Annotated in this window: 27 protein-coding genes and 1 riboswitch; of the genes, 8 read left to right on the forward strand and 19 right to left on the reverse strand. The window is 63.9% G+C overall.

Annotation, left to right across the window (positions count from 1 at the left end; translation table 11 throughout):
• Nucleotides 1–61 precede the first annotated feature (61 nt).
• The 5 genes from CH296_RS18230 to CH296_RS18250 all read right to left on the reverse strand — a co-directional run bounded on the left by CH296_RS18230 (nt 62) and on the right by CH296_RS18250 (nt 4755).
• The gene (locus CH296_RS18230; protein WP_143546385.1) at nt 62–1180 is read right to left on the reverse strand and encodes a hypothetical protein; all 1119 of its coding nucleotides are present in this window, start codon (nt 1178–1180) and stop codon (nt 62–64) included.
• A gap of 102 nt (nt 1181–1282) precedes the next feature.
• Complete coding sequence (locus CH296_RS18235; RefSeq protein WP_094685426.1) at nt 1283–2104, reverse strand: ABC transporter permease; 822 nt, start codon at nt 2102–2104, stop codon at nt 1283–1285.
• Nucleotides 2104–2928: an ABC transporter permease gene (locus tag CH296_RS18240; RefSeq protein WP_094685427.1), complete on the reverse strand. Its 825-nt coding sequence runs from the start codon at nt 2926–2928 to the stop codon at nt 2104–2106. Before CH296_RS18240 ends, CH296_RS18235 begins: the two co-directional genes overlap by 1 nt.
• Nucleotides 2925–3734, reverse strand: coding sequence for an ABC transporter ATP-binding protein (locus CH296_RS18245; protein WP_094685428.1), 810 nt, complete (start codon nt 3732–3734; stop codon nt 2925–2927). Before CH296_RS18245 ends, CH296_RS18240 begins: the two co-directional genes overlap by 4 nt.
• 31 nt (nt 3735–3765) lie before the next feature.
• The gene (locus CH296_RS18250; RefSeq protein WP_256980498.1) at nt 3766–4755 is read right to left on the reverse strand and encodes an ABC transporter substrate-binding protein; all 990 of its coding nucleotides are present in this window, start codon (nt 4753–4755) and stop codon (nt 3766–3768) included.
• Nucleotides 4756–5013: 258 nt separating this feature from the next.
• On the opposite strand from CH296_RS18250, the gene CH296_RS18255 reads away from it, so the two are divergent.
• The 6 genes from CH296_RS18255 to CH296_RS18280 all read left to right on the forward strand — a co-directional run bounded on the left by CH296_RS18255 (nt 5014) and on the right by CH296_RS18280 (nt 11135).
• Nucleotides 5014–5841, forward strand: a complete 828-nt coding sequence (locus CH296_RS18255; RefSeq protein WP_094685430.1) for a FadR/GntR family transcriptional regulator — start codon at nt 5014–5016, stop codon at nt 5839–5841.
• Nucleotides 5842–5972: 131 nt separating this feature from the next.
• The gene (locus CH296_RS18260; RefSeq protein ID WP_045194237.1) at nt 5973–6536 is read left to right on the forward strand and encodes a MaoC family dehydratase; all 564 of its coding nucleotides are present in this window, start codon (nt 5973–5975) and stop codon (nt 6534–6536) included.
• The gene (locus CH296_RS18265) at nt 6533–7750 is read left to right on the forward strand and encodes a CaiB/BaiF CoA-transferase family protein (protein WP_094685431.1); all 1218 of its coding nucleotides are present in this window, start codon (nt 6533–6535) and stop codon (nt 7748–7750) included. The genes CH296_RS18260 and CH296_RS18265 overlap by 4 nt, the downstream gene beginning before the upstream one ends.
• Complete coding sequence (locus tag CH296_RS18270; protein WP_094685432.1) at nt 7747–9117, forward strand: MmgE/PrpD family protein; 1371 nt, start codon at nt 7747–7749, stop codon at nt 9115–9117. The genes CH296_RS18265 and CH296_RS18270 overlap by 4 nt, the downstream gene beginning before the upstream one ends.
• Before the next feature lie 24 nt (nt 9118–9141).
• Nucleotides 9142–10305, forward strand: a complete 1164-nt coding sequence (locus CH296_RS18275) for an acyl-CoA dehydrogenase family protein (RefSeq protein ID WP_094685433.1) — start codon at nt 9142–9144, stop codon at nt 10303–10305.
• Nucleotides 10302–11135, forward strand: a complete 834-nt coding sequence (locus CH296_RS18280) for a CoA ester lyase (RefSeq protein WP_094685434.1) — start codon at nt 10302–10304, stop codon at nt 11133–11135. Before CH296_RS18275 ends, CH296_RS18280 begins: the two co-directional genes overlap by 4 nt.
• Before the next feature lie 2 nt (nt 11136–11137).
• On the opposite strand, the gene CH296_RS18285 is transcribed toward CH296_RS18280, so the two are convergent.
• Both CH296_RS18285 and CH296_RS18290 read right to left on the reverse strand, forming a co-directional pair.
• Nucleotides 11138–11515 carry a hypothetical protein gene (locus CH296_RS18285; RefSeq protein ID WP_094685435.1) on the reverse strand — a complete coding sequence of 126 codons (378 nt, stop codon included), beginning with the start codon at nt 11513–11515 and terminating at the stop codon, nt 11138–11140.
• Nucleotides 11516–11629: 114 nt separating this feature from the next.
• Nucleotides 11630–12283, reverse strand: coding sequence for a hypothetical protein (locus tag CH296_RS18290; RefSeq protein ID WP_094685436.1), 654 nt, complete (start codon nt 12281–12283; stop codon nt 11630–11632).
• Between the two features lie 156 nt (nt 12284–12439).
• A riboswitch (SAM riboswitch) is annotated at nt 12440–12558 on the forward strand.
• A gap of 28 nt (nt 12559–12586) precedes the next feature.
• On the opposite strand from CH296_RS18290, the gene CH296_RS18295 reads away from it, so the two are divergent.
• Nucleotides 12587–13015 (forward strand): mandelate racemase/muconate lactonizing protein, encoded by a 429-nt coding sequence (locus CH296_RS18295; RefSeq protein WP_094685437.1) that lies wholly within the window; start codon nt 12587–12589, stop codon nt 13013–13015.
• Nucleotides 13016–13054: 39 nt separating this feature from the next.
• Here the strand turns inward: CH296_RS18295 and CH296_RS18300 are convergent, their stop codons facing one another.
• Nucleotides 13055–13519: a nucleoside deaminase gene (locus CH296_RS18300; protein WP_094685492.1), complete on the reverse strand. Its 465-nt coding sequence runs from the start codon at nt 13517–13519 to the stop codon at nt 13055–13057.
• 94 nt (nt 13520–13613) lie between these two features.
• On the opposite strand from CH296_RS18300, the gene CH296_RS18305 reads away from it, so the two are divergent.
• On the forward strand, nt 13614–14015 hold the full coding sequence (locus CH296_RS18305; protein ID WP_094685493.1) for a PPOX class F420-dependent oxidoreductase: 402 nt from the start codon (nt 13614–13616) through the stop codon (nt 14013–14015).
• Between the two features lie 43 nt (nt 14016–14058).
• Here the strand turns inward: CH296_RS18305 and CH296_RS18310 are convergent, their stop codons facing one another.
• From CH296_RS18310 to CH296_RS18360, 11 genes are all read right to left on the reverse strand, one after another.
• Nucleotides 14059–15282 carry a type II toxin-antitoxin system HipA family toxin gene (locus tag CH296_RS18310; protein WP_094685438.1) on the reverse strand — a complete coding sequence of 408 codons (1224 nt, stop codon included), beginning with the start codon at nt 15280–15282 and terminating at the stop codon, nt 14059–14061.
• Complete coding sequence (locus CH296_RS18315; protein WP_032395135.1) at nt 15279–15539, reverse strand: helix-turn-helix domain-containing protein; 261 nt, start codon at nt 15537–15539, stop codon at nt 15279–15281. The genes CH296_RS18310 and CH296_RS18315 overlap by 4 nt, the downstream gene beginning before the upstream one ends.
• Before the next feature lie 260 nt (nt 15540–15799).
• Entirely contained in the window at nt 15800–16903 is a 1104-nt protein-coding gene (locus tag CH296_RS18320) for an alcohol dehydrogenase catalytic domain-containing protein (RefSeq protein WP_094685439.1), read from the reverse strand.
• Between the two features lie 10 nt (nt 16904–16913).
• The gene (locus CH296_RS18325) at nt 16914–17873 is read right to left on the reverse strand and encodes an ROK family protein (protein ID WP_094630747.1); all 960 of its coding nucleotides are present in this window, start codon (nt 17871–17873) and stop codon (nt 16914–16916) included.
• Entirely contained in the window at nt 17870–18538 is a 669-nt protein-coding gene (locus tag CH296_RS18330; RefSeq protein WP_094685440.1) for an HAD-IA family hydrolase, read from the reverse strand. The genes CH296_RS18325 and CH296_RS18330 overlap by 4 nt, the downstream gene beginning before the upstream one ends.
• Nucleotides 18535–19422: a TIGR03619 family F420-dependent LLM class oxidoreductase gene (locus CH296_RS18335; RefSeq protein WP_094685441.1), complete on the reverse strand. Its 888-nt coding sequence runs from the start codon at nt 19420–19422 to the stop codon at nt 18535–18537. Before CH296_RS18335 ends, CH296_RS18330 begins: the two co-directional genes overlap by 4 nt.
• Nucleotides 19419–20216: a VOC family protein gene (locus CH296_RS18340; protein ID WP_094685442.1), complete on the reverse strand. Its 798-nt coding sequence runs from the start codon at nt 20214–20216 to the stop codon at nt 19419–19421. The genes CH296_RS18335 and CH296_RS18340 overlap by 4 nt, the downstream gene beginning before the upstream one ends.
• On the reverse strand, nt 20213–21112 hold the full coding sequence (locus CH296_RS18345; protein WP_094685443.1) for an NADP-dependent oxidoreductase: 900 nt from the start codon (nt 21110–21112) through the stop codon (nt 20213–20215). Before CH296_RS18345 ends, CH296_RS18340 begins: the two co-directional genes overlap by 4 nt.
• Complete coding sequence (locus CH296_RS18350) at nt 21109–21927, reverse strand: SDR family NAD(P)-dependent oxidoreductase (RefSeq protein WP_094681808.1); 819 nt, start codon at nt 21925–21927, stop codon at nt 21109–21111. Before CH296_RS18350 ends, CH296_RS18345 begins: the two co-directional genes overlap by 4 nt.
• Nucleotides 21920–22915 (reverse strand): zinc-binding dehydrogenase, encoded by a 996-nt coding sequence (locus CH296_RS18355; protein WP_094685444.1) that lies wholly within the window; start codon nt 22913–22915, stop codon nt 21920–21922. Before CH296_RS18355 ends, CH296_RS18350 begins: the two co-directional genes overlap by 8 nt.
• Nucleotides 22912–24102, reverse strand: a complete 1191-nt coding sequence (locus CH296_RS18360; protein WP_094685445.1) for an MFS transporter — start codon at nt 24100–24102, stop codon at nt 22912–22914. The genes CH296_RS18355 and CH296_RS18360 overlap by 4 nt, the downstream gene beginning before the upstream one ends.
• Nucleotide 24103: the final 1 nt, after the last annotated feature.

Genomic DNA, 24103 nt, shown 5'->3' on the forward strand with positions numbered 1-24103 from the left:
CCCCGGGTCTCGGCCTGTCCAGGAACCTGATCGGTGTTACCGGCAGAATTGACGTTCGGGCTCAACACACCTCGTTGCCGAGTGTCGGATCGAAATGGCCACCCATGGACGGGAAATACCATTGCACCTTCGAGTAGGCGCGGCGCGTGTTGCAGGTCGAGATGTCGTAGGCAATGACCTCCGCCGGCATCATCTCGGCGTCCGCGACGGAGTCGACTACGTACAGCGCGTTTCCGTGACCGGTTGCACGTTCGCCACCCCATGAATCCCACACGATGTCGCTGACCAAACCACTGGGCGACCCGCCGAAATATATCCTGGCGGGGGTTGTTTCGCCGTAACCCTCGGAATAGGAGGGCGGTCGGCCGCCGAGGACAATGTTCGGATCCAGTTCGGAGACCGTCGGCGCAAACGCTGGGGGAGCGGAATGCACCGGTTCGCATTCGAACGTCCCAGTCTTGGCGAGCTTGTTCGGACTGGTGTACTCACCGGGCACCCTTGTCGTGTCGCTCTCAGACCATGCGCCGTTTGCCCAATCGGAAGTGACAGTCTCCGTGTACGCACCACCCGGGGTCGGTGTTCCGTAGCTGCTGTCACCCTCCGTCGTGACCGCCCCGACCGACCCTGGCCGCGGGCACCGCACCAGGACTCGCAAACCCTCAGTAGGCACCGTCCATGCAGTCGGGTCTTCGAATTCGGAAGCAAGGACGGGGGGAGCGGGAACGACTACGGGTCCGTCGTCCCACCCGATCACGCCGAACAGTTCTGAACCGCCGAGCCCGAATTTTCCGTCGACGACGATATCCGCGCCCTGTCCGCGCGTGATGTAGTACGCACCGACGAACACGTTCGACGGCGTGATGTCGCTGCGCAGAATGTGCTTATCCTCGATACTTGCAGTTGACACAGTGCCGCCCGTGTCGACTCGGACGCTGACCAGACCGTCGACCAATTCGATGGCCACATTGTCAGTGTTGCCGTCACCGTCCACGTCGACGGACGCGACTACCTCACACGGACCACGGGTGCCGTCGCACGGGTTGCCTGCTGGTGCTCGCTGTGGACTCGAAGCTGTGTCCTCGTCGACGGCCGGCGAGGATGCCACCGCATTGGGCCCTGTGGTTGGCTCGACGCCGTCTTCACCGCACGCCGCAACCAAGAGTAGAACGGACGTTGCCATGACACTGAAGACTTTCCTTCGCCGCATATCCGTGAATGTAAAGTGGCAGAGGGCAGAATGGTATCCGGTGCTTGATCGACGATGGCCGCCGAACCGTCCTCGTCAGCGGCCGCCGTACTTCGAGGTGATGCGGCTTTCCAACCACTGCAGGGCGATGGTGGGCGGCAGTGCCATCACGAGGATCAGTACAACCGTACCCATGATGTTTTCCATGCGCACCAGGCTGACGTTGCGGAGCAGTTCGTATCCGATGCCGCTGGACGACGAGAACATCTCGGCAAGAAGCAGACCTAGGAACGCCAAGCCGAAGGTCATCCGCATACCCGTCGCCAGTGCCGGAAGCACTGCGGGAATGACAATTTGACGGATCAACCTGGGCCAGCTCACTTGCAGTGACGCCGCCATCTTCAGGTGGATCCTCTGGACCGATGCCGTGGCCTCGACCGCGACGAGGAACATGGGGATGAATGCGGCGTAGAACGAGAACCCGAATCGGCTCAGTGCGCCGATCCCGAGGAACGACAGGAAGATCGGGTACAGCACGATCTTCGGGATGCTGTTGATCGAGTAGACGATCGGGGCGATCGTTCTGGTCCAGAACGGACTCAGTCCCAGTGTGAGACCCAGCAGGGAACCCACTACCGTGCTGGCCAGAAACGCGAGCACGAGGATGCGCAGCGAGTCACCGACATTGGCGCGGAAGTCTGCCTTGCCCAGGTCTTCGACGAGTGAGGCCATGGCCTCGGCGGGCGTCGGGAAGATGAGACTGTCGACGAGCACGGCCGAGACCCACCAGATGATTACCGCGACGACGGCGACGACCAGTGGTGGGAGGAACCGTCGCGCGTTGGTGCGGCCCGCAGACGAGGTGACCTTCGGGGGAATTGTCCGTGCGGTAACTACTCTGTCCAAGGTGCTGCTCATCAGCGGCGCCTCCAATCGAATCGGTTGAGCGCGAGAGAGATCAGCGAGGTCGAGAGCAGCGCGATCAGCGCCACGATGAGGATCCCGGCGTACATGTCGGCGATGTCGAACCCGTCGTAGGCAATGGAGATGAAGTGCCCCAGGCCTTGAGTCGAGAGGATGAACTCACTGGCCAACACCGAGATGACCGCGTACGAGAGACCCAGCTTGAGTCCGGTCACGATGCTCGGCAACGCATACGGAAGAAGCACCGATCGGAAGTACTGCCACCGTGTGAGCATCAGCGTGGTGCCGAGCTTGGTGACGATCGGCGATACCGCGTTGAAACCGGTACGTGCGTTCAACGCCACCACACCGAAGGCGAAGATGGTGGACAGGATGGCGATCGGGGCCACGCCGGCACCGAACAGCACCACCATGATGGGGTAGAGCGCGAACGTCGGGACGGCGTAGTAGACGTTGAGGTACGGCTGAAACGCTCTGTCCCACAACTCATACCGCCACAGAACGTACGCGGCGGCTACGCCGAGGACGGAACTGAGCACGAAGGCGAGGACGATGATGCCCAGCGTCCGGCCCAACTCGTCGATGAGGAAGTCCGGGTCGGTCAGTAGGCCCAGTGACGTCGAGATCATGTCGGTCACCGGAACGATGTCGAGCGGTGAGGCGAAGAACCGTGCCGAGATGTCGATGGCTACCAGTGCCGCGACGAGGATGAGCACGGTCCATCCCCATGCGGGTAGGCCGAGTTGGGTGGAGGGGGCAGGCCGGATGTATCCGGGAACCACGGAGGCGCGCGTGCTCTCGCGCGTGGGCGCACTCATGGTTCGATGCTCATAGTCTTCTTGGCCTCGTCCCGCAGCCGCGACCAGATACGTTCGTGCAGAGCGACAGCCTCAGGACTGGCCAGCACGTCTTCGGATCGTGGGCGCGGCAGGTCGATGTCCACCTCGTCGATGAATCGACCGGGCCGCGCACTCATCACCAGCACGCGATCGGACAGCAGTACCGCCTCCTGAATGCTGTGGGTGATGAACAGGACTCCGCACGTGAGCTTTTCGACGATCTTGAGAAGCTCGTACGACATCACCAATCGCGTCTGCTCGTCGAGTGCACCGAACGGCTCGTCCGCGAGAATGAGGTCGGGCTCCATGGACAGGCACCGCGCGATGGCCACACGCTGGCGCATACCACCGGACAACTGGGTGGGGTAGTGGTCGCCGAACTTGCTCAGCCCCACAGTGTTCAGCAGCTCGTCGGCGCGGGCTCGACGCTCCTTCTTGCCGACCCCGCGGACTTCGAGGGCGAATGCGACGTTGTCGCGGACGGTCCGCCAGGGCAGCGTCGCCGATTCCTGGAAGATCACCGCAGTTTTGGAGCGGGGTCCGGTCAACGGCCGACCGTCGATCTGCACGGTGCCGCCGTCGTGATCCTGCAGTCCGGCGAACACCTCGAGCAGAGTCGACTTGCCGCAGCCACTGGGGCCGACTACGGAGACGAATTCACCTCTGCCGATAGACAAGTCGATCTCGTGGAGGGCCGTCACGTCGCCGAAGTGTCTCGACACCGAGGATGCGACGGCGATGGCCGCGGTGGTGTCTTGGTGAGGTCGAACCGATGTTTGCGTCACGTCGCTACCTTCTGGTGGTGGGAAATTGTGGTCAGGCTTCGCAGTCGTCGGGCATGTCGTTCGTGACTCCCTCGGCGAGGAAGTCCGGGTCGAACAGAGTGCAGAAATCGGGTTCACGATCGCTGCCCGACGCCTCGACTCCGTCCTGCGCGGACATGACGGACGCCGTATCGAACCCGCCGCCCCACGTGTCGACCGACGACGCCCGCTCGACCACCGCGGTGGCCGACTCCACGTCGAAACCGGTGTAGTTCGCGTAAATCTCTGCTGCCGCAACAGGATCGGCTTTGATCGACGCGACCGCCTCGGTGTAGCCAGCGTTGATGGCCCGCACGACGCCGGGGTTGCTGGCGGCGTAGTCCTTGGTCGTGGTGATCGTCGACTGCAGGAACCGAGACATGTAGTCGGGGCTGCTGACGATCAGCTTGAAGTCCTCCGGTCGCTGCTCGGCGACGATGGAGGGGACGAGGGCGATATCGACGTTGCCGGCTTCGAGAAGCGCGAAGCCCTCGCCGATTCCGCCGGACGCGACCCGTTCGATCTGGCCGGCGTCGACGCCCGCGAGAGAGGGAATGAGGCGGGTCAGGGCGTCGGACGCCGAGTTGGGTCGGGTGTAGGCCCACCGGCGCACGTCCTCGATGGAGTTGATATTGGGGTTCGAGGCGAGCGCGTAGAAGTTCATCGGATACGGCCCCTGCGTGCCACCGCCGACGATGCGCAGCTCGGAGCCGGCCGCGTCGGCCTGCACGATCGACGGGTAACTGACCTCGCCGATGGGAATGTTGCCGTCGAGCAGAGTGCGCATCGTCGCGCTGCCGCCCTTACCCGGAACGATGTTCTCCACGATGACACCATGCTTCTCGAACAGTCCCTGCTGCTGCGCGACAAGCCAAGGGATGCTGTAGATTTCGGCCGCTGCCGAGACGGTGACATCGATCGTGACCGGATTGGCAGGGTCCGCGTCGGGACCGGGATCTGATCCGCAGGCCACCAATGCGGCGGACAGCGTCAGTGCTGCCATGATGGACGTGGCTCGGCGTAAATGCATCTGCGTCCTCGCTGGATGATCGGCGTCGCACGGATCGAAGTAGTCCGCGCATTGCCGAGGTCTGGAATGTCGGCTGCCACAACCTCAGGTGTGGTGAGACCTAAGTAACAGCTGCGATCTACCTAAACATAAGATATATAGACCGTCAAGGGGCGTGTATGTGCGTCTCGATGCGTCGATTCGGACAGTTTTGGTCGAAAACATCAGATGTATCACGGTGGCATTGACGCAATGAGCGCTGTGCACGCGATCGGTGCATGTCGGAAGTTCGGCCACGCTAGGCTCGAGCCGATCGTCAGCCGTCGTCGAGAAGCAGGGGGAGAAGTGGCCGAATCGGCATCGCTCAAGGGCACAGCCAAGAGCGTCCCCGCGTATGCGGTCCTCGCCGGACATCTGCGCACTCGCATCCTGTCGGGTGAATTGCAGCCCGGTGAGCGCCTCCCCGGCGAAGCGGAGCTGACCGCAGAATTCGGCGTGGGCCGCAGCACCATTCGTGAGGCCCTTCGCTCCCTGGCCAGTCAGAACCTGATCGAGACGACCAGGGGAGTGACCGGGGGAAGCTTCGTCGCCGTCCCCAGCGTCGGACACATCAGCGAGCACCTGGAAACCGGTGTCGCCCTGATGGCGGCCGCGGAAACCGTCACCGTCGACCAGTTGATGGAAGTCCGCAATCTGATGGAGGTGCCGGCCGCCGGTATCGCTGCATTCCGCCGCACCGACGAGCATCTCGAACAGCTCAACGCGACGATCTTCGACCCCAACGACGTGCAGGGACCCGAGACCTTCGCCAAGAACCAGGAATTCCACCTCGTCTTGCTCCGTGCCGCCCACAATCCGCTGCTCGAGCTCATTACCGCACCCGTCTTCCGTGTCCTGTCCGGCCGATTCGGTCGCGATCACGCGCCGGAGGGCTTCTGGCAATGCGTCGACAGTGACCATCGGGGACTGCTCGACGTGGTGGCCGCCGGTGATTCGATGGCCGCGATGGACTTGATGCGTAAGCATCTCGACCACCTCGGCGACTCGTACCGGCAGATGGATCGACTCCGTAACCCGTAAACATCTGCTCTTTATCGAGCCGGTCTGCCTGAAGCCCGTCGATTGTCGGTTTCGCCGAACCCTTGACGCCGTAAACATCTGATGTTTATGGTCTAGGTAAGGCACTCGCCAAACCGACACAAGGAGACACGGTGGCAATCCATCCGGCCGTTCTGGGGCGCTTCTTCGACGACTACACCGTGGGGGACGTCTACCAACACCCCTTCGGACGGACGATCTCGGAGACCGACAACACCTGGGTGACGCTGCTGTCGCTCAACACGAACCAGAACCACTTCAACGCGCATCTGGCATCACAGAACCCGATCACCGATGGGAAGGTCATCGTCAACTCGGGCCTGACCGTGTCTGTGGTACTGGGTCTTTCGGTGATCGACATGAGTCAGAACGCGATCTCGAACCTCGCCTTCACCGACATCAAGATGTCCCACCCGGTCTACGCCGGCGACACCCTGTACGCCGAGAGCATCTGCACGGGGCTGCGCAAGTCCAAGTCTCGGCCCTACGCCGGCATCGTCTCGATGATCACCCGAGGCCTCAATCAAGATGGTGCCGAGGTCATTTCGTGGAAGCGCTCGGTCATGGTCGCCACCCGCGACAGTGGCATCGGGCAGAACTACTTCCCCGAAGCACAGAACGGCCCGCTCGAACTCCCGGCGGACATCGAACTACAGGCGAAGGATTCAGACGCATGAGGCCACTGGAAGACGTCCGCATCATCTCCCTCGAGCAGTACGGTGCCGGCCCGTTCGGCAGCCTGCATCTGGCCGACCTCGGCGCGGATGTCATCAAGATCGAGGACCCCAGTGTGGGCGGCGACGTCGGCCGCTACGTCCCTCCGTACAACGAGGGCGAGGACTCGCTGTTCTTCGAGAGCTTCAATCGCAACAAACGATCTCTCTCGCTCGATCTTTCGACCCCGAGCGGGCGAGCGGTGTTCGAAGACCTCGTCCGCACCAGCGACGCTGTGTACTCCAACTTGCGCGGTGATGTGCCCGAGAAGATCGGCATCACCTACGACCAGCTCAAGCATCTCAACCCCGCGATCGTGTGCTGCAGCCTCACCGGCTTCGGCATGACCGGCCCGCGCGCGAAAGAGCCTGGCTACGACTACATCCTGCAAGGACTCGCCGGTTGGATGAGCGTCACCGGCGACCCCGACGGCCCGCCCACCAAATCCGGCCTGTCGCTGGTCGACTACTCCGGTGGTTTCGTCGCCGCCATTTCACTGCTATCGGGATTGCATGCTGCCCGACGCGACGGCATCGGTGGTGACTGCGACGTCTCGCTGTACGACACTGCGATGTCGCTGCTCACGTACCCCGCGACGTGGCATCTCAATGCCGGCTTCGAGCCGATCCGCACGAAGAACTCTGCGCACCCCTCCCTGGTTCCGTTCCAGGCCTTCGAGGCAACGGACGGTTGGCTCATCGTCGGCTGCGCCAAAGAGAAGTTCTGGGACCGCCTCGTCGTGGCCATCGATCGACCGGATCTCGGTGCCGACCCGCGATTCACCAATTTCTCGTTGCGTGGCAAGAACCAGCACATTCTCCTTCCGATCCTGGAGGAGGTGTTCGCCACGAACACCGTCGAGCACTGGCTCTCGAAGCTCGGCCCGGCCGGGGTGCCTACCGGGCCGATCAACGACGTCGAGCACGCACTGACCGAACCCCACACGCTCGCACGCAATCTCGTCGTCGAGACCGAGCATCCGGTGTACGACACGGTGCGTCAGGTCGCGTCCCCGGTGAACTTCGGTTCCGAGGCCAAGCAGTACCGCCGAGCGCCGCAGCGCAACGAGCATTTCGACGACATCGTGCGCGATCAGTTGGGCTACGACGACGAACGCGTCGCGAAACTGAAGGCGGAGGGAGCCTTCGGAACGGCGAAAGACGAGGTGCGGGCGTGAGCTCGACCGTTCTGGCGGAGTGGGCGTCGGCTGTCACCGTTGCCGACCTGTCCGAGGACGTCCGGCACGCCGCCGCGCGTCACCTGCTCGACGGCGTCGGCAATGCCATTGCAGCGCAACGGTTGGGCTACGGCCGGGCCGGTTGGACGGTGGCCGATGCTCTCGGCGGGCCGCCGGAAGCCCGTCCGCTCACCGGTGCACGCGGGTTGTCGGCACCGGCGGCAGCGTTCGCGACCGGAGTGATGGTGCACGCCCTGGACTTCGACGACACGCACGCGGGCGCTCTGGTCCATGCGACGGCCGTCTCTCTTCCCGCGGCCTTCGCCGTGGGGCAGCAGGTGTCGGCCTCGGGAGCCGACGTGCTGACTGCCGCCGCGCTGGGCCTGGAAACCGCCTGTCGTCTCGGTGAAGTCAGTCCACACGGATTTCATGCCCGGGGAGTGCACGCCACGGCAGCGGTGGGTCCGTTGACGGCCGCACTCGTTGCCGGTCACCTCTCGAAGTTCGACACCGAGACGTTGGTCAATGCCCTGGGGATCGCCGGGTCGTCGAGTTCGGGACTGCTCGAGTTTCTCGATACCGATGCCGACACCAAGGCTCTGCATCCGGGATCGGCGAGCATGAACGGTGTTCTGGCCGCGCGACTCGCCGCCGCCGGTGCAACCGGGCCCTCGTCGGTTCTGGAAGGTCGACGCGGAATCTACGCTGCGTTGACCGACCGGCCGACGAATTTCGCGGCACTGACCGAGGGGCTCGGCTCGCGATGGGAAGCGACTCGAATCGGCATCAAGCCGTACCCGAGTTGCCAGCTGATGCACGTCACACTCGATGCAGTGTCGGAAGCCCTCGGCGACACAGACGTTCACGCGAGCGATGTCGCCGACATCGAGGTGTTCGTTCACCCCGATTCGAGCCCGTTCGTCTGCGGACCGAACACCGGGGTCGCCTCACCGCGCAGTACCTACGACGGCAAGTTCGACCTACCGTGGAGCGTGGCCGCCCTGCTGCACGACGGGGCCATCACCGTCTCGACCTACACCGAGGATTCCATTGCGCGCGAGGACGTCCTCGTCACTGCCCGCAAGGTGCGGGTGACGAACCTCCCGTCCGAGGTTCCCGCGGCAGCCGCGTCGGGCAGGGCGGTTCTCACGCTCACCGACGGACGGGTGCTCGACGCCTCCGTCGGTGGCAGTCAAGGAAGCGCCGGGTTCCCGTTGAGCGACGACCGTCTGCTGGAGAAGTTCCTCGGCAACTGCGGCAACGACTCTCTCGCCGTCGAGCTCTCCGACCGCATCCTCGGACTGGTCGACGAAGCCGACTTGACCGCCATTCTCGATCTCGCCGCAGCCATCGCGCCGGCACCCTGACACTTCAACCGACAGGACATCATCATGGACTTCACGTACGACGAACAACAGTCGGCCTTCCGGAAAGCATTGCGCACCTTCGTCGACAAGGAGATCATCCCCGTCGCGAACGAGTGGGAGAAGACGGGCCGGTACCCCACGGAGATCGTCGAGCACATGAAGGCCATGGGCCTGTTCGGGATCACGACGCCTGAGGAGTACGGCGGCCTCGACCTCGACAAGGTCTCGTTCACCCTGGTGTACGAGGAGCTGGCCCGCGGCTGGATGGGCGTCGCCGGCATTCTCGGCAGCCACAACCTGTCGTGCTGGATGATCGGCAAGCACGGCACCGAGGAGCAGAAGAAGACTCTGCTGCCCAAGCTCGCGTCCGGTGAGTGGCGAACGGGCGTCGGTCTGACCGAGCCCGGTGCCGGCACCGACCTGCAGGGCATCAAGACCACCGCCAAGCGCGACGGCGACCACTACGTCGTCAACGGTGCCAAGACGTGGATCACCAACGCACGCCACGCGAATGTGCTTCCGGTGCTGGTGAAGACCGACACCACGACCACGCCGGCTCACAAGGGCATGTCGCTGCTGCTGATCGACACCACGACCGACGGTTTCGAGGTGCAGCGCGACATGGGCAAGCTCGGTTACAAGGGCACCGAGTCGTGTGAGATCACGTTCACCGACGTGCGTGTTCCCGTCGACGCAGTGCTCGGTGGTGTGGAGGGGCGTGGTCTGCAGCAAGCACTGTCCGGTCTCGAGATCGGTCGGCTGAACATTGCCGGACGCAGTGTCGGTATCGCGCAGGCCGCCTACGACGCTGCCCTCGAATACGCGAAGCAGCGCACCGCATTCGGTCAGCCGATTGCCGAGTTCCAGGCCATTCAGCTCAAGATCGCCGACATCGCGACCCAGCTGCAGGCCGCCCGTTTGATGACGTACTGGGCTGCATCGCAGGCAGATTCGGGTAAGCGCGTCGACATGGAAGCCGGCATGGCGAAGTACTTCGCCTCCGAAGCCGCCATCACCGCCAGCCTCGAAGCCATGCGTATTCACGGTGGCTACGGCTACTCAACCGAGTTCGTCGTCGAGCGCCTCTACCGTGACGCCCCGCTCATGGCCATCGGTGAGGGCACCAACGACATCATGCGGACCGTCATCGCGAAGTCCCTCGTCGCGGGTACGGGAGTCATCGGATGAGGTCGGCTCTGACGTACCTCTATGTTCCCGGGGACGTGCCGGAGCGCTTCGACAAAGCATTGGCCTCGGGTACGGACGCGGTGGTGTTGGATCTCGAGGACGCCGTCACCGCGGCGAACAAGGATCATGCGCGTGCGACGGTGGCCGAGTGGGTTGCGGCCTGCGAACCGGGTGACGTGCAGATCTGGGTGCGGGTGAACCCAGGGGCGTTGCAGGAAGACGATATTCGTGCGGTGCTGCACCCGAACCTGACCGGCATCTGGCTGCCGAAGGTGTCGTCTGCTCGCGGGATCGAGCAGGCCGACGCTCTTCTGGGCGACAGTAGCGCGGTGGTCTCGCCCCTCATCGAGACGGCCGCCGGAGTGTTCGCCGCTCTGGAGATCGCCCGGGCACCGCGGGTGCGGTTTCTTCAGATCGGGGAGGTGGACCTCGCCGCCGATCTGGGCGTCGACGGCTCGGCGGAGTCACTGTCGTTCGTGCGCGCTCAGGTGGTGGCAGCCAGCGTGGCGGCCGGAATCGATCCGCCTCCCGCAGCGGTGTCTCGAAACTTCAGAGACGCCGATGCATTCGAGGCCGATACTTGTGCCTTGGCCGGTCTCGGTTTCGTCGGTCGTGCGTGTATCCATCCGGCCCAACTCGCACCGGTGCGAACAGTCTTCGTGCCCTCGGAAAACGAGGTGCGTGAGGCCGAGGAACTGTTGGCAGATTTGGAACGTGCCACCTCGGGTGTGGCTGTGGACAGCAAGGGATTCCTCATCGACGAGGCCGTCGCCCGAACCGCTCGACGAGTGGTCGAGCGTGCTGCTGCGCGGTTCGCGATCGGCAGCTGACGTCAGCCGAAGGCGATGCGAAGCCCGACGCTCGCTGTGGCCCCGCCGGCGCTGAGGATGAAGTTGTGTCGTCCTTCGTCGCGGAACACCATCTGCATCGGCAGGAACCAGAATCGATTCTCCCCGGTGAAGCCGGCACCGGGGATCTGCAGGCCCCGCTGATTCACTATGTGTTCGCCATTCGCATCGAGGACTTCGAGTGTCGCGGGAAAGTCCTTACCGATGTCATCGGGTCCCGTCTGCAACAGTGCGACCAGACGGCATTCGAGCATACGGGTCTCACGAGGGACCGTGCAGGTATCCCAGACGCCGCCAAGAATGTCGAGCATGTCGTTGGAGGCTCGCGCATACTCGGCGAAGAACAACCCGGTGATGATCATCTGCTTCCTCTCTCGTTCATGAATTGGTCTGATTAAAAGGGACTTTGCTCACCGCGTCGACCGAGGAAGTCGAGCGCACCACTCCAGGCGGCGCGGCGGTCGACCCTCGAGCTCCTACGCTGTCGTACGCAGCGCCCACGCTCGCGCGAGCGCAAAGGTTGCCACGAGTACGCACAGCACCGCCACGATCACGGCGACGAAAGTGGATGCCGTCGTGGAGAATCCGAGAATCCAGGCAGTCCCCGTTCCGACGAGGGTGGCGAGGACACCCCCGATCGGGAGAAAGGCAGCCACCACCTTGGTCGTCCGGGACGACAACGGATCGTGACTTACTTTGAGCAGCAGCCGAACCGAGGCGACTCCGAGCACGTAGGCCAACGCTCCGGTACCTGCGTATATCGGCAGCAGGTAGTCGGTCGAGACGCTCGAATTCAGACCGGAAAAGCTCGTTCCGACCAAAACCAGTACGGGCGTCATTCCCAGCGTCACTCCGATCAGACCGGCAACGGCGACGAGCCCAACGCGCCGAGAGGGGGCGACGGCGAATCGAAACCCACACAGGTGCAGCACCAGGCCTGCGAGCATGCCGACCACTGCTCCGACTGTGGCAGCGACAATGGGCTGCACCCACGGCCCCAGCGTGGTGTCCGGACCATAGAAGGACTCGCCGGAGACGTACGCCGAGTACCCCGCAGTTCCGGTCGCCGAGTAACCCAGAACCGCAATCACTGCGCCGAGCAAAGCAAAACCACTTCCCTGTTTGATCACGTATCAATGATGGCGGATGTCCGATCTGCGTAGAGAACTTCGGTCGGAGTGTTGCTGGTTCACCTGTTGGTTCCTGATTCCGTTGGCAATTCGTCGAGTTAGTCCGCCGATTCATAGGATTGTCCAACCCGTACCCCTCGGCTATTGTCGAAGAAGGTTCATGAGTGGCAGTTGTCGGTACCTGGCCGGCTGTCCGGCAACCCCGTCTCCATCGACAGGGTGCCCCAGGGGAAGAACCGGCGCGTCCCGCAATCGCAGGCGCGCAAGTCGATGGAGGGTTGCACCTCCAGAATGAGGCGAACAGTGTCCGGCAGTGACGAACTCGAAGCAGCGCAGGCGAAGTGGGAACCCATTCCGCCGGAACGCCGTCGTACTTGGTGCCAAACCCTACTGAGTTACCCACCGATCTGGTACGGCGTGTTCCCGATGATCGAGACTCGGAGGCGGGTGCTCGAAGGCGGATACGCCAATGCGGAAGCCTGGATCGACCTTGCGAAACGTGCTGAGGCAGTGGGTTTCACGCCGCAGACGTGGTTGATCTTTCGGCAGAGTCTCGAGCCCGCGTATCTGAAGGATCGGTTCCCGTCCCATCCCGAGAACATGCCGAAGCGGCGCGGTAACGGCGGTGTCGAGACGGTGGTGGTAGATCCCGAGGACTTCTCCGAATGGCCATGGCTGTTCGAGGCGGGGTATCGCGCGGGAGAGGCGACCTGGCAGGCGTTGGCTCGATGACTCACTCGAGCTCGGACAGGACCGGTTCGTCGGTGCCGCCTATGCGTCCTCCCCGATGTCCTCGAACCACAGGCTCGGTCGCTCGGCGAGCATGCGTTCCATCAGTCGAACGCATTCCGCGTTGTCGACGACGTCGACCTGCACGCCGTGCTCGCGCAGCAGGCTTTCCGATGTCTCGAACGAGCGGTTCTCACCGACGACGATCCGAGGAATCTCGTACAGCAGAGCGGTTCCCGCGCACATGAAGCACGGAGACAAGGTCGTGTACAGCATCGACTTTCGGTACACCGACGCGGGGAGACGACCTGCTCGTTCGATGCAGTCGGTTTCACCATGACGGATTGCGCTGTCCATCTGGACGCGACGGTTGCGGCCGACCGCCAGTACTTCACCGTTGTGCACGAGTGCCGCGCCGATCGGAACGCCGCCCTCAGCCCAGCCGATCTGGGCCTGTTCGATTGCAAGTCCGAGGAAAAACTCGTCGGTGCGTGCATGATCGGTCATGGGGTCCTCCTCGGCGTTGATGAATTGTGAGAGTGATCCTTTCAGTCGACCAGGTATCGAACAGATTGCCAAGCGGGTGAGTAGCGTGGTGGCCATGACTTCTTCGGACAAACCGATGCACTCGCTGGGCGACGAGGCGTTCGTCTCGCTCACCACGTTTCGCCGGTCCGGTGAACCCGTGTCCACGGCCGTGTGGATTGCTCGTGACGGAAATGACCTGGTCGTCATCACCCCCGCCGAGAGTGGCAAGGTCAAACGCATCAAGAACTCGGGGCGTGTCGAGCTACGGCCGTGCAACAGGGGCGGGAAGGTGCCCGACGGCGCAACAGCAGTGGCTGCAGAGGCACGAATCGTCACGGGCTCGGCTGCGGATCGCGCCACTGCGATACTGAAGAAGAAGTACGGGTTTCAGTACCGACTGGTGATGTTGATCGAGCGAGTCATCGCCCGCCGTCACAAGCCGCGCGTCATACTCGCCATCAGTGCTGCCGAGTAGCCGAGTCCGTTGCCGCACTGACGAACATGAATGGTGCTCGAGGTCAGGACAGCTCTGTGCAGCGTTCATCGAGCAGTCGTTTCAACTGCCGCGTTTGCTTGTCATCGAATCCGATCGTGTCCACTTCATCGATTCCGCTTCGAACACCTGCGCAGACGTCGTCGAGGATTCGTCGAGTCGCTCGCTCGGGCATGCCCAACCGGCCGGCGGACTCGACGAAATGCCCACGTGTCCAACGGTTCGCGCGCCCGTAGAAGCTCAACGCCATCGGATCGCTCCACGACGCGTAGGGCTGCGTGCACAGGAGGTCGTAGGCAGGTGTGATCGACCAAATTCCGCGAGTGTTGTTGTGTATCGAATAGTTCTTTCCGTGCAGATCGCCGTTCCCGATCGCATACGAATAGGCCGTCAAGCGAAGAAGTTCGGCAGTGGCCTGACGCGCGGAACCGCCGCCGCGCTCGACAGTGTCGGCGAGCAGCGCAATCACCGCTTCGGTCTTCATTCGGTACTTGGACGCGGGATAGAGCCCGGCTACTTGGCACGCATCCTCTTGCGGTAGCCGTTGTCCACCGATCCGATCGAATCGCGCCACCAGCAGACCGCTGATCCCCTTGTCGTCCTCGATCACCCGGTGATTCGGCACCGAAAGCCCGCATCCACGTGCCAGATTCATGAAGAAGCTCTCGTTATCCACCAGTCGCGGCAGTCGCGCGGGCGGGGCGAGTTTCAAGATGGCAGGCCCGGCCGTAGTCGACACCGGGGTCGAGTACATCTGCGCGGACACTTTGCCCTGAACGCCCGGCAGAGCGGACGGATCCTGACTCACCGACTCACCCGTGGCCAAGGAATCGAACAGTCGACGAAGATCGGGAACACGATGTCTCGAATCGAATGCAGTGCCCACCAAAGACATCTCTTGACCGCGTGGCAGCACACGAACGTCTCCGATTGTGTCCGATCCGACCGCCAGCAGCAGAGTGAAGTGATCGTCCTCGGATGTCTTGGTAGCCGTCACCACTCCGCTGAGACGGACGCCCTCGGGCAGTAGGCCCGCGAAAAAGGCAGGGACGCTACCGCCCGATGCCCGCGTCTCAGCGGACGACTTCGGAATCGACCACGCGAGATTCGGCGCGGAAGCGCTGTCGAGGTAATCGCTGTCGTACAGAAACTCGACGTCGTTGCCCACACGCGTCAGTGAGCCGGCGAGAAGGTCGCCCTTGTAGACATCGGCTGCATCGACATCCCGCAGCTCGGATACCGGGATCATGTCGCGTCCAGTGGCGGCACGGGCGATCCGGCGCGCGTGAGCAACGTGATCTCACAGCCCAGCGCTTGCGCGACAGCAACCGCGCCGTCGAGCTGCACCGTGTCTTTTCCAGCTTCGAGTGCCTGGACTGTCGAGCGCCCGACGCCGGCGAGCAACGCCAACTCGGCCTGAGTCATGCTCAACTGATGCCGACGCGCGACGAAGGCTTCGGCCAGCTCGCTGGGATGCTTCCTGACTCGTCGTCGTGGTTCGGCCATCATCTCTCCTTGTGCTTGCGAAAGCATGCATATCGGAGCTTACATCGCGAACCACGCGGTGAACAGTCTTTATGCTTGTCAACATAGGCATATAACAGCTGGACGAGCTTGCTGACACGTTTTACCGAGCTTATGCATGCTTTCTCATGCGTAAGCATGATCTTACGGATGAGCAAGGGACGCGGTACGGACTTGGGCCTGCAAGCAGCAGCCGCGCGTTGAGGGGCGGAGGTCGACGAATAGTCCGAAGCGAGCGGCGGTCAGTCGTGGCTGTTGAGGTCCACGACCAATCGGATCACGAGTTCGCCGTCGACGATTCGCGTTCGTCGCTCGCAGATGGTGTTCATCAATGCCGTGCCCTCGTCTATTCCGCGTCGGTGGGTGAGAAGTCCATCGATCGAGTCCTCGGCGAATGTCAGTGCCGTTGCTGCTGCGGTGAGTTGACCGTTCGTGACGCCCCGATTGCCCGTCAGCGCCACGCGCTGAGAGCCGCGCGTGAACGTGGTCACCGCAGGCGGAGTCGGGCCGCCGGTATTGGCCTGCCGCACGCCGGCAATATCCACGCCGGGGAGCAGATCGGAGGTGGCCTTGGCAGGCACCCCGCCGATCGGGTGTACCGCCACCACTCGATCGCCGAGACGTCGCAGAGCCGCGTCGATGGACGCCACCGTCCCGGCGCGATGGGTGGCAACGAGTACTGCGACCGATCCGGTGAGGTGTCGCTCCCACTCGTCATCGACGGCGAAGTTCTTCACGTACGGGAGATGGTTCGCAGTCCACTTCGTACCCAGTTCGGTACGGTGCACCATCGCGACGTCCACGGTGGGGAACAGGACGGACCGAGCGAGTGTGGCTGCGAGATTGCCGATCAAGCCGTCCCCGAAGATCAGCAGTGTCTCTGGGGTCTCCCGCGCCAGGCACGAGAGCGCGTAGCGCACGACGGCGTACGGTTCGACGAGAGTCGCCCGAGCACTGGACAGACCGGTCGGAAGTAGCGACACCAATCCGCCGCCGACAGCGGACGAGCCGATGACGACACGCTGCTGGAACAACCCCTCGACGTTGTGGCCGAGGAGGAACGACGAGTCGTGTGGGTGCGTCGGATTGACGACAACACGATCGCCGACGGCGAACCCCGACACCCCGGTACCGACCTCCGCAACACGAGCCGCTCCCTCGTGCCCGACGATCGGGGACGGATCGTCTCGATCACCGCGCACGATCTGAATGTCCGTCCCGCACAACGACACCGACTCCGGGGCAATCAGCAGCTCTCCCGGCCCAGGCGTCGGCGTCCGACGCACTTCGACGGTCGAGTGGCTACCCTGTCGAACGATGGCGCGATGAGTCGATTGTGTTGTCATGGAGCCTCTTTCAGATCTTGGTGGCGCGCAGATAGCCGTCGGCGATGGCATCGGCTCCGGCCAGAGTGTCGATGTCGCCGGGCTTGCAGAGGTGGATGATCTCGGCGACACGCTCCGAGGTGAGGGAGTCGGCGTACGAGCGTGTCTCCGCGAGTTGTTCCTCGAGCTCACGTCCGTAGAACTCGCACAGTCCCTCCGCGACGCCACCGCCGATGCCGATTCGGTCCAAGCGCGGGTCGAGGGTGATCATGGTCCTGATCAGTTCGGCGATCGGTTCCACCATAATCCGTAGCAACCTGGCCGCGTCTGCGTGTCCGGCCGTAAGCGACGCCGCGAAGGTATCGACGTCGTAACCAATGCCGAGTACCTCCGCCACCGCCTCTACTCCGGGGCCGGACGAGATGGACGACACGTGCCCGATGCCGCCGCATGCGCAGGGCAACGTCCGCACTGCCTCGGGGGCTGAACTCGTTGCCCGCAGATGGCCGATCTCACCCTGTAGACCTCGGTGGTCGACCGGGATGGTTCTGTCGGTGAGAACTGCAGTGCGCGCAGCGATTCCGCTGCTGATCGTGAGGTAGGCGATGTGACGGTCGGTAGGTCGAGCAAATCCGAGTGCGAACGACGCCAGCCCAGCCGTCACGTCGTTGACGAGCCGCCATCGCACATCGGGGCGTCGAGAGGTCAGGACGTCGAGCAGAGGAATCTCACCGGTCGGCGCGCCTCCCCACAGGGGCCCGGAACCGAGGGCAACACCGTTCTGCTCGTCGAGCGCAGCGCCACACGAAATGTTGGCCGCGGCACCCTGTGGAACATGGAGATCCAGGGTATCCACCAGTTGCTCCAACAGCTCGTCGGACGGTGTGCCGGGCTGCCTGATCGAGCTTGGAGACGGTAGCCGCTCGGTGGCACCGCCGTGTCGGATGCGCAACCACGTCCCGCCGAGATCGACCGAGACGGTGGTGTTCACGTCACCCCATCCACATCGATCACCAGACCGCCGTCGCTTACCGCCACCCGCATCGACTCGAAGTCGTCGACGCGGGCAACCTGTGGACCGGACTCGTTGCCGATCGCGATGCACCGCGCGCCGGCGGCATGAGCTGCGGCAATCCCGGCGTCGGCATCCTCGAAAACGATGCACGACTCGATCGCCACACCCAATTGCTCTGCGGCATACTGAAATCCCTCGGGATCAGGCTTGCCGACGGCGACGTCCTCGGCGCACACGGCAACACGCGGCGTCGGAAGTCCGGCCGCGGTGAGGCGTCGCACCATCATCGAACGCGACGCCGACGTCACCACCGCCCATCGGTCCGGTGGCACCGCGTCGAGAAGCTTCTGCGCACCGGCGATGGGCCGAACCGGCACCAGGTTCTGGTGTTCGCGTTCTCGAATCCATCGGAGCGCGGCACGGAGGTCTGCAGTGGGGCCGAGTACGCGCAGAACGATGTCGGCGGCCAGTCGCCCCGGCAAGGCCTTGGCCATCACGGCCTTGTCGACGCCGTGGCGTTCGGCGAACTCGAACCACACCGCCTCGATCGACTCGTGGGAATCGACGAGTGTGCCGTCCATGTCGAACAGGAATGCAGCTGCCGTGATGGATCCGCGAAGCGGGCCGGGCTGCAGACTCATACCGTAGCCTCCGCTCGTATCCCCAAGGCGTCGCCTGCGTAGCGGACGAGCTCGAGATCGTCTGCGGTGGAGCGGCGTAGTTGTTGGTCGCCCGGGTCGGTATCGAGAACCACGGTGCCGGCACCCAATTCGCTGAGAAATTCGATGTCGGTACGGATCTGATCCACGGTCCCGTACCCGAGCGGACGATTGGGCGACTGCACCGGAGTGTCGGTGGGGAGAAAGTAGATTCTCGGGACGAACTCCTTGTCCTCGTGCAGGGCTCGCGATCCTGCGATGCACAATTGTCTCGACGGGTGCAGTGGATGCCAACCGGTGCCGCGGGTATTGGTCCGGTCGATCGCCGCAGGGCCGTTGCCACCGATCCACAGCGGCGGATGTGGCGACTGCACCGGCATCGGCCCACCGTGGATACGGCGGGATGTGCCACTGGCACCGGGGGATTCGTAGGTCTCCGACGCCCAGGCGGCTGCCAGGGTGTCGAGTGTGGTGTCGGTCAGCCTGCCCCGGCGGTGGAACGGAACACCCAGAACGTCGAACGCCTGCGCCGTCCAACCCACGCCGACTCCGACGATGAGTCGTCCGGCGCTGAGCCGGTCGATCGTTGCGGTGGCATGCGCGAGGTATGCCGGATGGCGATGGCTCCCGATCAGCACTCCGCTACCGAGACGGATCGAGTCGGTCTGCCCGGCAAGCCACGACAGCGTCGTCAGGCATTCGTAGAACGGCGCGGGGGAGCGGCGATTCGCATCGTCGGTCAGTACCACGTGATCCGAGAGCAGGATGTTGTCGAATCCGGCCGATTCGGCAGTGCGTGCCCATCCGAGGAGCCCGTCCGGATCGATCTGTGGCCCGAAGTTCGGCAGATTGAGTCCGTACTTCACAGCGCACCCGGAAACAGTCGACGTGCGCCGGTGTTCCGATCACTGGTGGGCAGGGTGAGGAAATTGCCACCGTTGGCCGTCAGCGGCCGGGCACCGTGCTTGCGTCCGATGTGATGCTCGAACAGTTCCACATTGAGCTCACCGACCGAGACCATTGCCATCCTGGACGTACCTTCCACATCGAGATCGAATTGCGCGCGCATGAAGCCGCGGTCTGCTTCGATCTCGGTGCGCAGTACCTCGGTTGCGGAGTGCGAGGCCACCAGCTGCACGATGGTCGCATCGAGATCCGCCACGCTGTACCCGGAATGGTCGAGCCCTCGGCAGGTCGGCAGCAGCGCCGAGGGGATATCGTCACGTCGATGATGCAGCCGGGCGTCGGTGTGGACGAAGTAGCCCGGGGTCTCGGGCCACTGCTGCAGCTCGAACAACGTGCCCCACGGCGATCTGAAGTAGATCCACTTGTTGCCGGCAATCGGACCCTCGGGGACGGTGATCACATCGCCGAGCAACGAAACATCCTGCTGTTCATCGAGGTAACCCGCTGCCGCGTCGATGTCTCCGACGGTGAAGCACAGGTGATTGGTTCCCACATCGACTATTCGCGGCGGGGTCTGTTCGGCCGAAGCCGAGGACGTGAACTCGACGGTGACGCTGCCCGAGACCGGCACCGAGGCATCGTCGGTGGCAGTCGCGCCGACGAGCGATGCGACGAAGTCAGCGGCCTGGTGGGCGTCCGGGACGGTGATACCTATTGTGGTGAGCGATGTTTGGATTCCTTCGGTCGTGGTCATGGGATCAGCAGTACCTTTCCTCGGGTTCCACCGGCCGCAAGGAGCGCATGCGCCTGCGAGGCCTCGTCGAATCCGAATTCGCGGGCAACGGGGACAGTGAGCGTGCCCGCCGAGACGAGCGCGGAGATCTCCGCCAGTCCCGGTCCGTCCTCGTTCACATAGCTCTTGCCCGGGGTGATCCCGCGTTGTGGTTGTGGTTGGTCGCCGTCCTCGATCGAGACGTACGCGCCGCCGTCGCGCACGGAGTCGATGGTCTCCACCACGCCTGCGGTGTCGACGACGGCGTCGTACTCACCGGCCTGCAGGTCGACGGGTTTGGCGAACACTCGGCGCGCGCCGAGCGCGAGCAGATCCTCGGTGTCGGACTCACGCGCGAGGGCGTCCACTCGGTGGCCGCGGCCGATCAGAATCGCCGACGCGATGCGTCCCACCGCGCCCGCAGCCCCGGTCACCAAGACTGTCGAGTGCGCTGCGAGGGCGATCTTGTCGAGTTGCTGCACGGCGGTGAGAGATGCGAGCGGGATCGCTGCCGCATGGGCCAGGCCGACGCCGGTGGGCGCGTGTGCGAACAGAGATTCGTCGGCGACCACACGCTCGGCATAGGTACCGAAACGATGTGCCGGCTGCGCAATCATCCCGATCACGTTGTCGCCCGGTGCAAATCGAGTCACCGACTGTCCGACGGCGACGACGGTGCCCGACACATCCCAACCGAGGACCGCGGGGTACGTCAGTTCGATCGGTAGAAATCCCGAGCGGGTCTTGAGGTCGACCGGATTGACGGCGGCCGCAGCCACCGACACCGTGATGTCTCCCGGTCCGGCGACGGGTTCGTCCACGTCGGCGACAGTCAGTACTTCGGGTTCACCCTTGGCGGTGATGACAACGGCCTTCATGCGATCTCCTCTCGTTCGGCTGCGGGCACCAACTCGCCCGCGTACCGTGCGTTTTCCTCCGCTGCGGTCAGCACGAGGCCGCCGTCGACGGTGATGGTGGTACCGGTGAGGTAACTCGATGCCGGTCCGGCGAGAAAGACTGCGGCTGCGGCAACCTCGTTCACCCCGGCGGGCCTGCCGAGGGGAATGGCCGGCCTCGAAATCTCCGCGTAGGCGGATTCGTCGACAACTCCGTTCATTGCGGTTGCTGTCTCTCCGGGAGCCACCGAATTGACCCGAACACCGTGCCGCGCGAACTCGAGCGCGAGTACCTTCCCCGACGCAGCCAACGCTGCCTTGCTGGCGCAGTAGATCGCGCCGCCGGTGATGGGCACCGAATCGTGAACCGAGGTGATGTTGACGATCGAGCCCGCGATGCCGTCCGAGATCATGCGACGACCGACAGCCGATGCCAACGTAAGTGGCGTGACGGTGTTGATCGCCAGGACATCCTCGATCCGTTGGACATCGAGACCGTCGGCCGAGGACCGGTCGTTGACGCCGGCGTTGTTGACAAGGCATCGGATCTTGCCGAACGTGCCGATCGCGCCCTCGACTGCGGCGACCGTGGCCCGCGCGTCGCGCAGATCGAGCTGGAGCGCAGTCGCGTCGACGGGATACGACGCTCGAATATCGTCGATCAGTCGACTGACTCGGTCGGTGCCGTTGCCGTATCCGAGGATCAGGTTGTGTCCCTCGCGTGCGAGGGCCACGGCGATCGCGCGTCCGATTCCGCTACTGGCACCGGTGACGACGGTGTAGCCGGGTCTACTCAACTGCGATCACCACCTTCGGGCGTGTCCTGTGGCTTTCGAGACGATCGAAGGCCGTCTTGGCGTCGGACAACGGGACCACGCTGTCGATGAGCGCCGCCAGGGCGGGACGAATGAGCGGGAAGAGCGCCGCAGCACGGCGATAGTGATCGACACCGTGACGAATCCCGATGATCGAGATACCCGCCAGCGCAACCGCTCCGGGGTCGATGGACTCGCAGTGCGCAGCCACGCCGACGAGAATGCACTTTCCACCGGGGCGCAGAACCCCGATTGCGGTGCTCAGTGCGCCGACGCCGCCCGATGCCTCCACGACGATGTCGTAGGGCCCGGTCAGAGCGTCGGCCTCGGTGAAGGTCCGAGCCACCGCGCTTGGGTCGAGGTGCTCGATGCATCGTGGTTCGAGAATGTCGACGGTGACGGGGTAGCGGGAGAGCATGGCCACCGCGAGACTGCCGATGGTTCCCGCCCCGACGACGAGGACCCGATCGCCCGGCGACACCGATGCCGCGTCGACAGCTTCGAGTACGGTCACCAGCGGTTCGATGAGGACATGTTCGGGTTCGGCTGTCACCCGTCCCAGCGAGACCACGGCGCGCCGCGGCATGACGAGGAATTGTGCTGCAGCACCGCCGTGTTCGTAGAGGCCGACCTCGCGAAGATCCGAACACTGGTTTCGTTTACCCGATCCGCAGGCCGTGCAGGACTGACAGAAGAGCATGGTGCTTCCGGTGACCGCGTCGCCGGCATCGAGATCGCGGGCGCCGCTGCCCGTCCGTTCGACCACGCCGACCCACTCGTGGCCGAAGTGGTGCGGAAAGGACGTCTTCCCGTCGGTCAGGTACGAGGACGTGCCGTGCAACAGTTCCAGATCCGTACCGCACAGCCCGACATACGAGACAGCGACCACGACGTCGTCCGGGCCGCAGACCGGTGCGTCGAGCTCGACGATCGAAACGGAATGCGGCGCGTCGATCACCGCGGCTCTCATGCGGCCACCTGTGACGCGCGACGACTGACGAACAGCAGCGCCACCGCGCCGACGGCGAGGACCGCTCCGATGGCAGGCAGGACCGAGACGCTGCTGCCTCCCGACAGGGCGATGGAACCGATCCAGGCACCCGCTGCGTTGGCGAGTTGGAACCCGGCGATGTTGACGGTGGCCGCGAGGTGGGGCGCTTCACTGGCCGCGCCGATCAACTTCGAGGCCAGTGGCGGGATGATCGAGAAGCCCGCGGCACCGAGAACGAACATCCACGCGAACGCGAACCATGCTGTGCCGCCGAAGAGGAACAGGACGACGAGTGCGCCCGCGAGTGCCGTCAGCGCCGTGTACAGCGTCGTGTCCAGTGCTTTGTCTGCGAAGTATCCGCCGAGCTGGTTGCCGACCACCGAGCCGACGCCGAAGACGAACAGCACGATGGTGACGGTCGATGCGGAGATGCCGGCGTGATCGGTCAGGTAGGGCGCGATGTAGGTGAACACCACGAACAGCGCGGCCTGGCTCAGCGCCGTGAGACCGATTGCCCACAACACCGGTCCGCGGGTGAACACGCTCAGTTCCGAAGTGACACTGCCGGTCTGATGTGACGGTGCTGCTCGTCGGGTCGAGGCGATCAAGGCGGCGGTGACCAACAATTGGAAGAGCGCGACGATGGCGAACGACCAACGCCAACCGAGCTGCGAGCCGATCAGCGTCCCCAACGGAACTCCGAGGACGGTGGCGAGGTTGAGCCCCAGTGTCACGCGTGCGATGACGCGGCCCTGAAATTCCGGTTCCACCAACGATGTTGCCAACACCAGGCACAGTGCGAAGAACGTCGCGTGGGGGAGTGCGGTGATGATTCGGAAGACCACGAGGGTCGCGAAGTTCGGGGCCAGTGCGGTGCCGATGTTGCCGATGACGAACAAGGCCATCAAAGCGGCGATGAGCGGGGTGCGATGGACTTTGGTGGTGGCGATGGTGAGAAGGGGGCCGCCGATGACCACCGTGACGGCGTAGATCGTGATCAGCAGGCCCGCAGTCGAATTACTCACACCGACATCGGAGGAGATGTCCTGTAGAACTCCGGCGACGAGGTATTCGACGGTTCCCACCCCGAACACTGCGAGCAGCATCCAGATGATGGCCGCGTTCGCGTTGACCGCGGGCGCTTCGTGACGTGTCTCGGTGACCATT

This window comes from Rhodococcus sp. 14-2496-1d (genome assembly GCF_002259365.1).
Taxonomy (GTDB): Bacteria; Actinomycetota; Actinomycetes; order Mycobacteriales; family Mycobacteriaceae; genus Rhodococcoides.

Excerpts from the sequence above, each read along its gene's own strand:
- CH296_RS18230 (WP_143546385.1), bottom strand. The coding sequence starts at position 1,180 with ATGGCAACGTCCGTTCTACTCTTGGTTGCGGCGTGCGGTGAAGACGGC.
- CH296_RS18235 (WP_094685426.1), bottom strand. The coding sequence starts at position 2,104 with ATGAGCAGCACCTTGGACAGAGTAGTTACCGCACGGACAATTCCCCCG.
- CH296_RS18240 (WP_094685427.1), bottom strand. The coding sequence starts at position 2,928 with ATGAGTGCGCCCACGCGCGAGAGCACGCGCGCCTCCGTGGTTCCCGGA.
- CH296_RS18250 (WP_256980498.1), bottom strand. The coding sequence starts at position 4,755 with ATGGCAGCACTGACGCTGTCCGCCGCATTGGTGGCCTGCGGATCAGAT.
- CH296_RS18255 (WP_094685430.1), top strand. The coding sequence starts at position 5,014 with ATGAGCGCTGTGCACGCGATCGGTGCATGTCGGAAGTTCGGCCACGCT.
- CH296_RS18265 (WP_094685431.1), top strand. The coding sequence starts at position 6,533 with ATGAGGCCACTGGAAGACGTCCGCATCATCTCCCTCGAGCAGTACGGT.
- CH296_RS18275 (WP_094685433.1), top strand. The coding sequence starts at position 9,142 with ATGGACTTCACGTACGACGAACAACAGTCGGCCTTCCGGAAAGCATTG.
- CH296_RS18280 (WP_094685434.1), top strand. The coding sequence starts at position 10,302 with ATGAGGTCGGCTCTGACGTACCTCTATGTTCCCGGGGACGTGCCGGAG.
- CH296_RS18285 (WP_094685435.1), bottom strand. The coding sequence starts at position 11,515 with ATGATCATCACCGGGTTGTTCTTCGCCGAGTATGCGCGAGCCTCCAAC.
- CH296_RS18300 (WP_094685492.1), bottom strand. The coding sequence starts at position 13,519 with ATGACCGATCATGCACGCACCGACGAGTTTTTCCTCGGACTTGCAATC.
- CH296_RS18305 (WP_094685493.1), top strand. The coding sequence starts at position 13,614 with ATGACTTCTTCGGACAAACCGATGCACTCGCTGGGCGACGAGGCGTTC.
- CH296_RS18310 (WP_094685438.1), bottom strand. The coding sequence starts at position 15,282 with ATGATCCCGGTATCCGAGCTGCGGGATGTCGATGCAGCCGATGTCTAC.
- CH296_RS18315 (WP_032395135.1), bottom strand. The coding sequence starts at position 15,539 with ATGGCCGAACCACGACGACGAGTCAGGAAGCATCCCAGCGAGCTGGCC.
- CH296_RS18320 (WP_094685439.1), bottom strand. The coding sequence starts at position 16,903 with ATGACAACACAATCGACTCATCGCGCCATCGTTCGACAGGGTAGCCAC.
- CH296_RS18330 (WP_094685440.1), bottom strand. The coding sequence starts at position 18,538 with ATGAGTCTGCAGCCCGGCCCGCTTCGCGGATCCATCACGGCAGCTGCA.
- CH296_RS18340 (WP_094685442.1), bottom strand. The coding sequence starts at position 20,216 with ATGACCACGACCGAAGGAATCCAAACATCGCTCACCACAATAGGTATC.
- CH296_RS18345 (WP_094685443.1), bottom strand. The coding sequence starts at position 21,112 with ATGAAGGCCGTTGTCATCACCGCCAAGGGTGAACCCGAAGTACTGACT.
- CH296_RS18355 (WP_094685444.1), bottom strand. The coding sequence starts at position 22,915 with ATGAGAGCCGCGGTGATCGACGCGCCGCATTCCGTTTCGATCGTCGAG.
- CH296_RS18360 (WP_094685445.1), bottom strand. The coding sequence starts at position 24,102 with ATGGTCACCGAGACACGTCACGAAGCGCCCGCGGTCAACGCGAACGCG.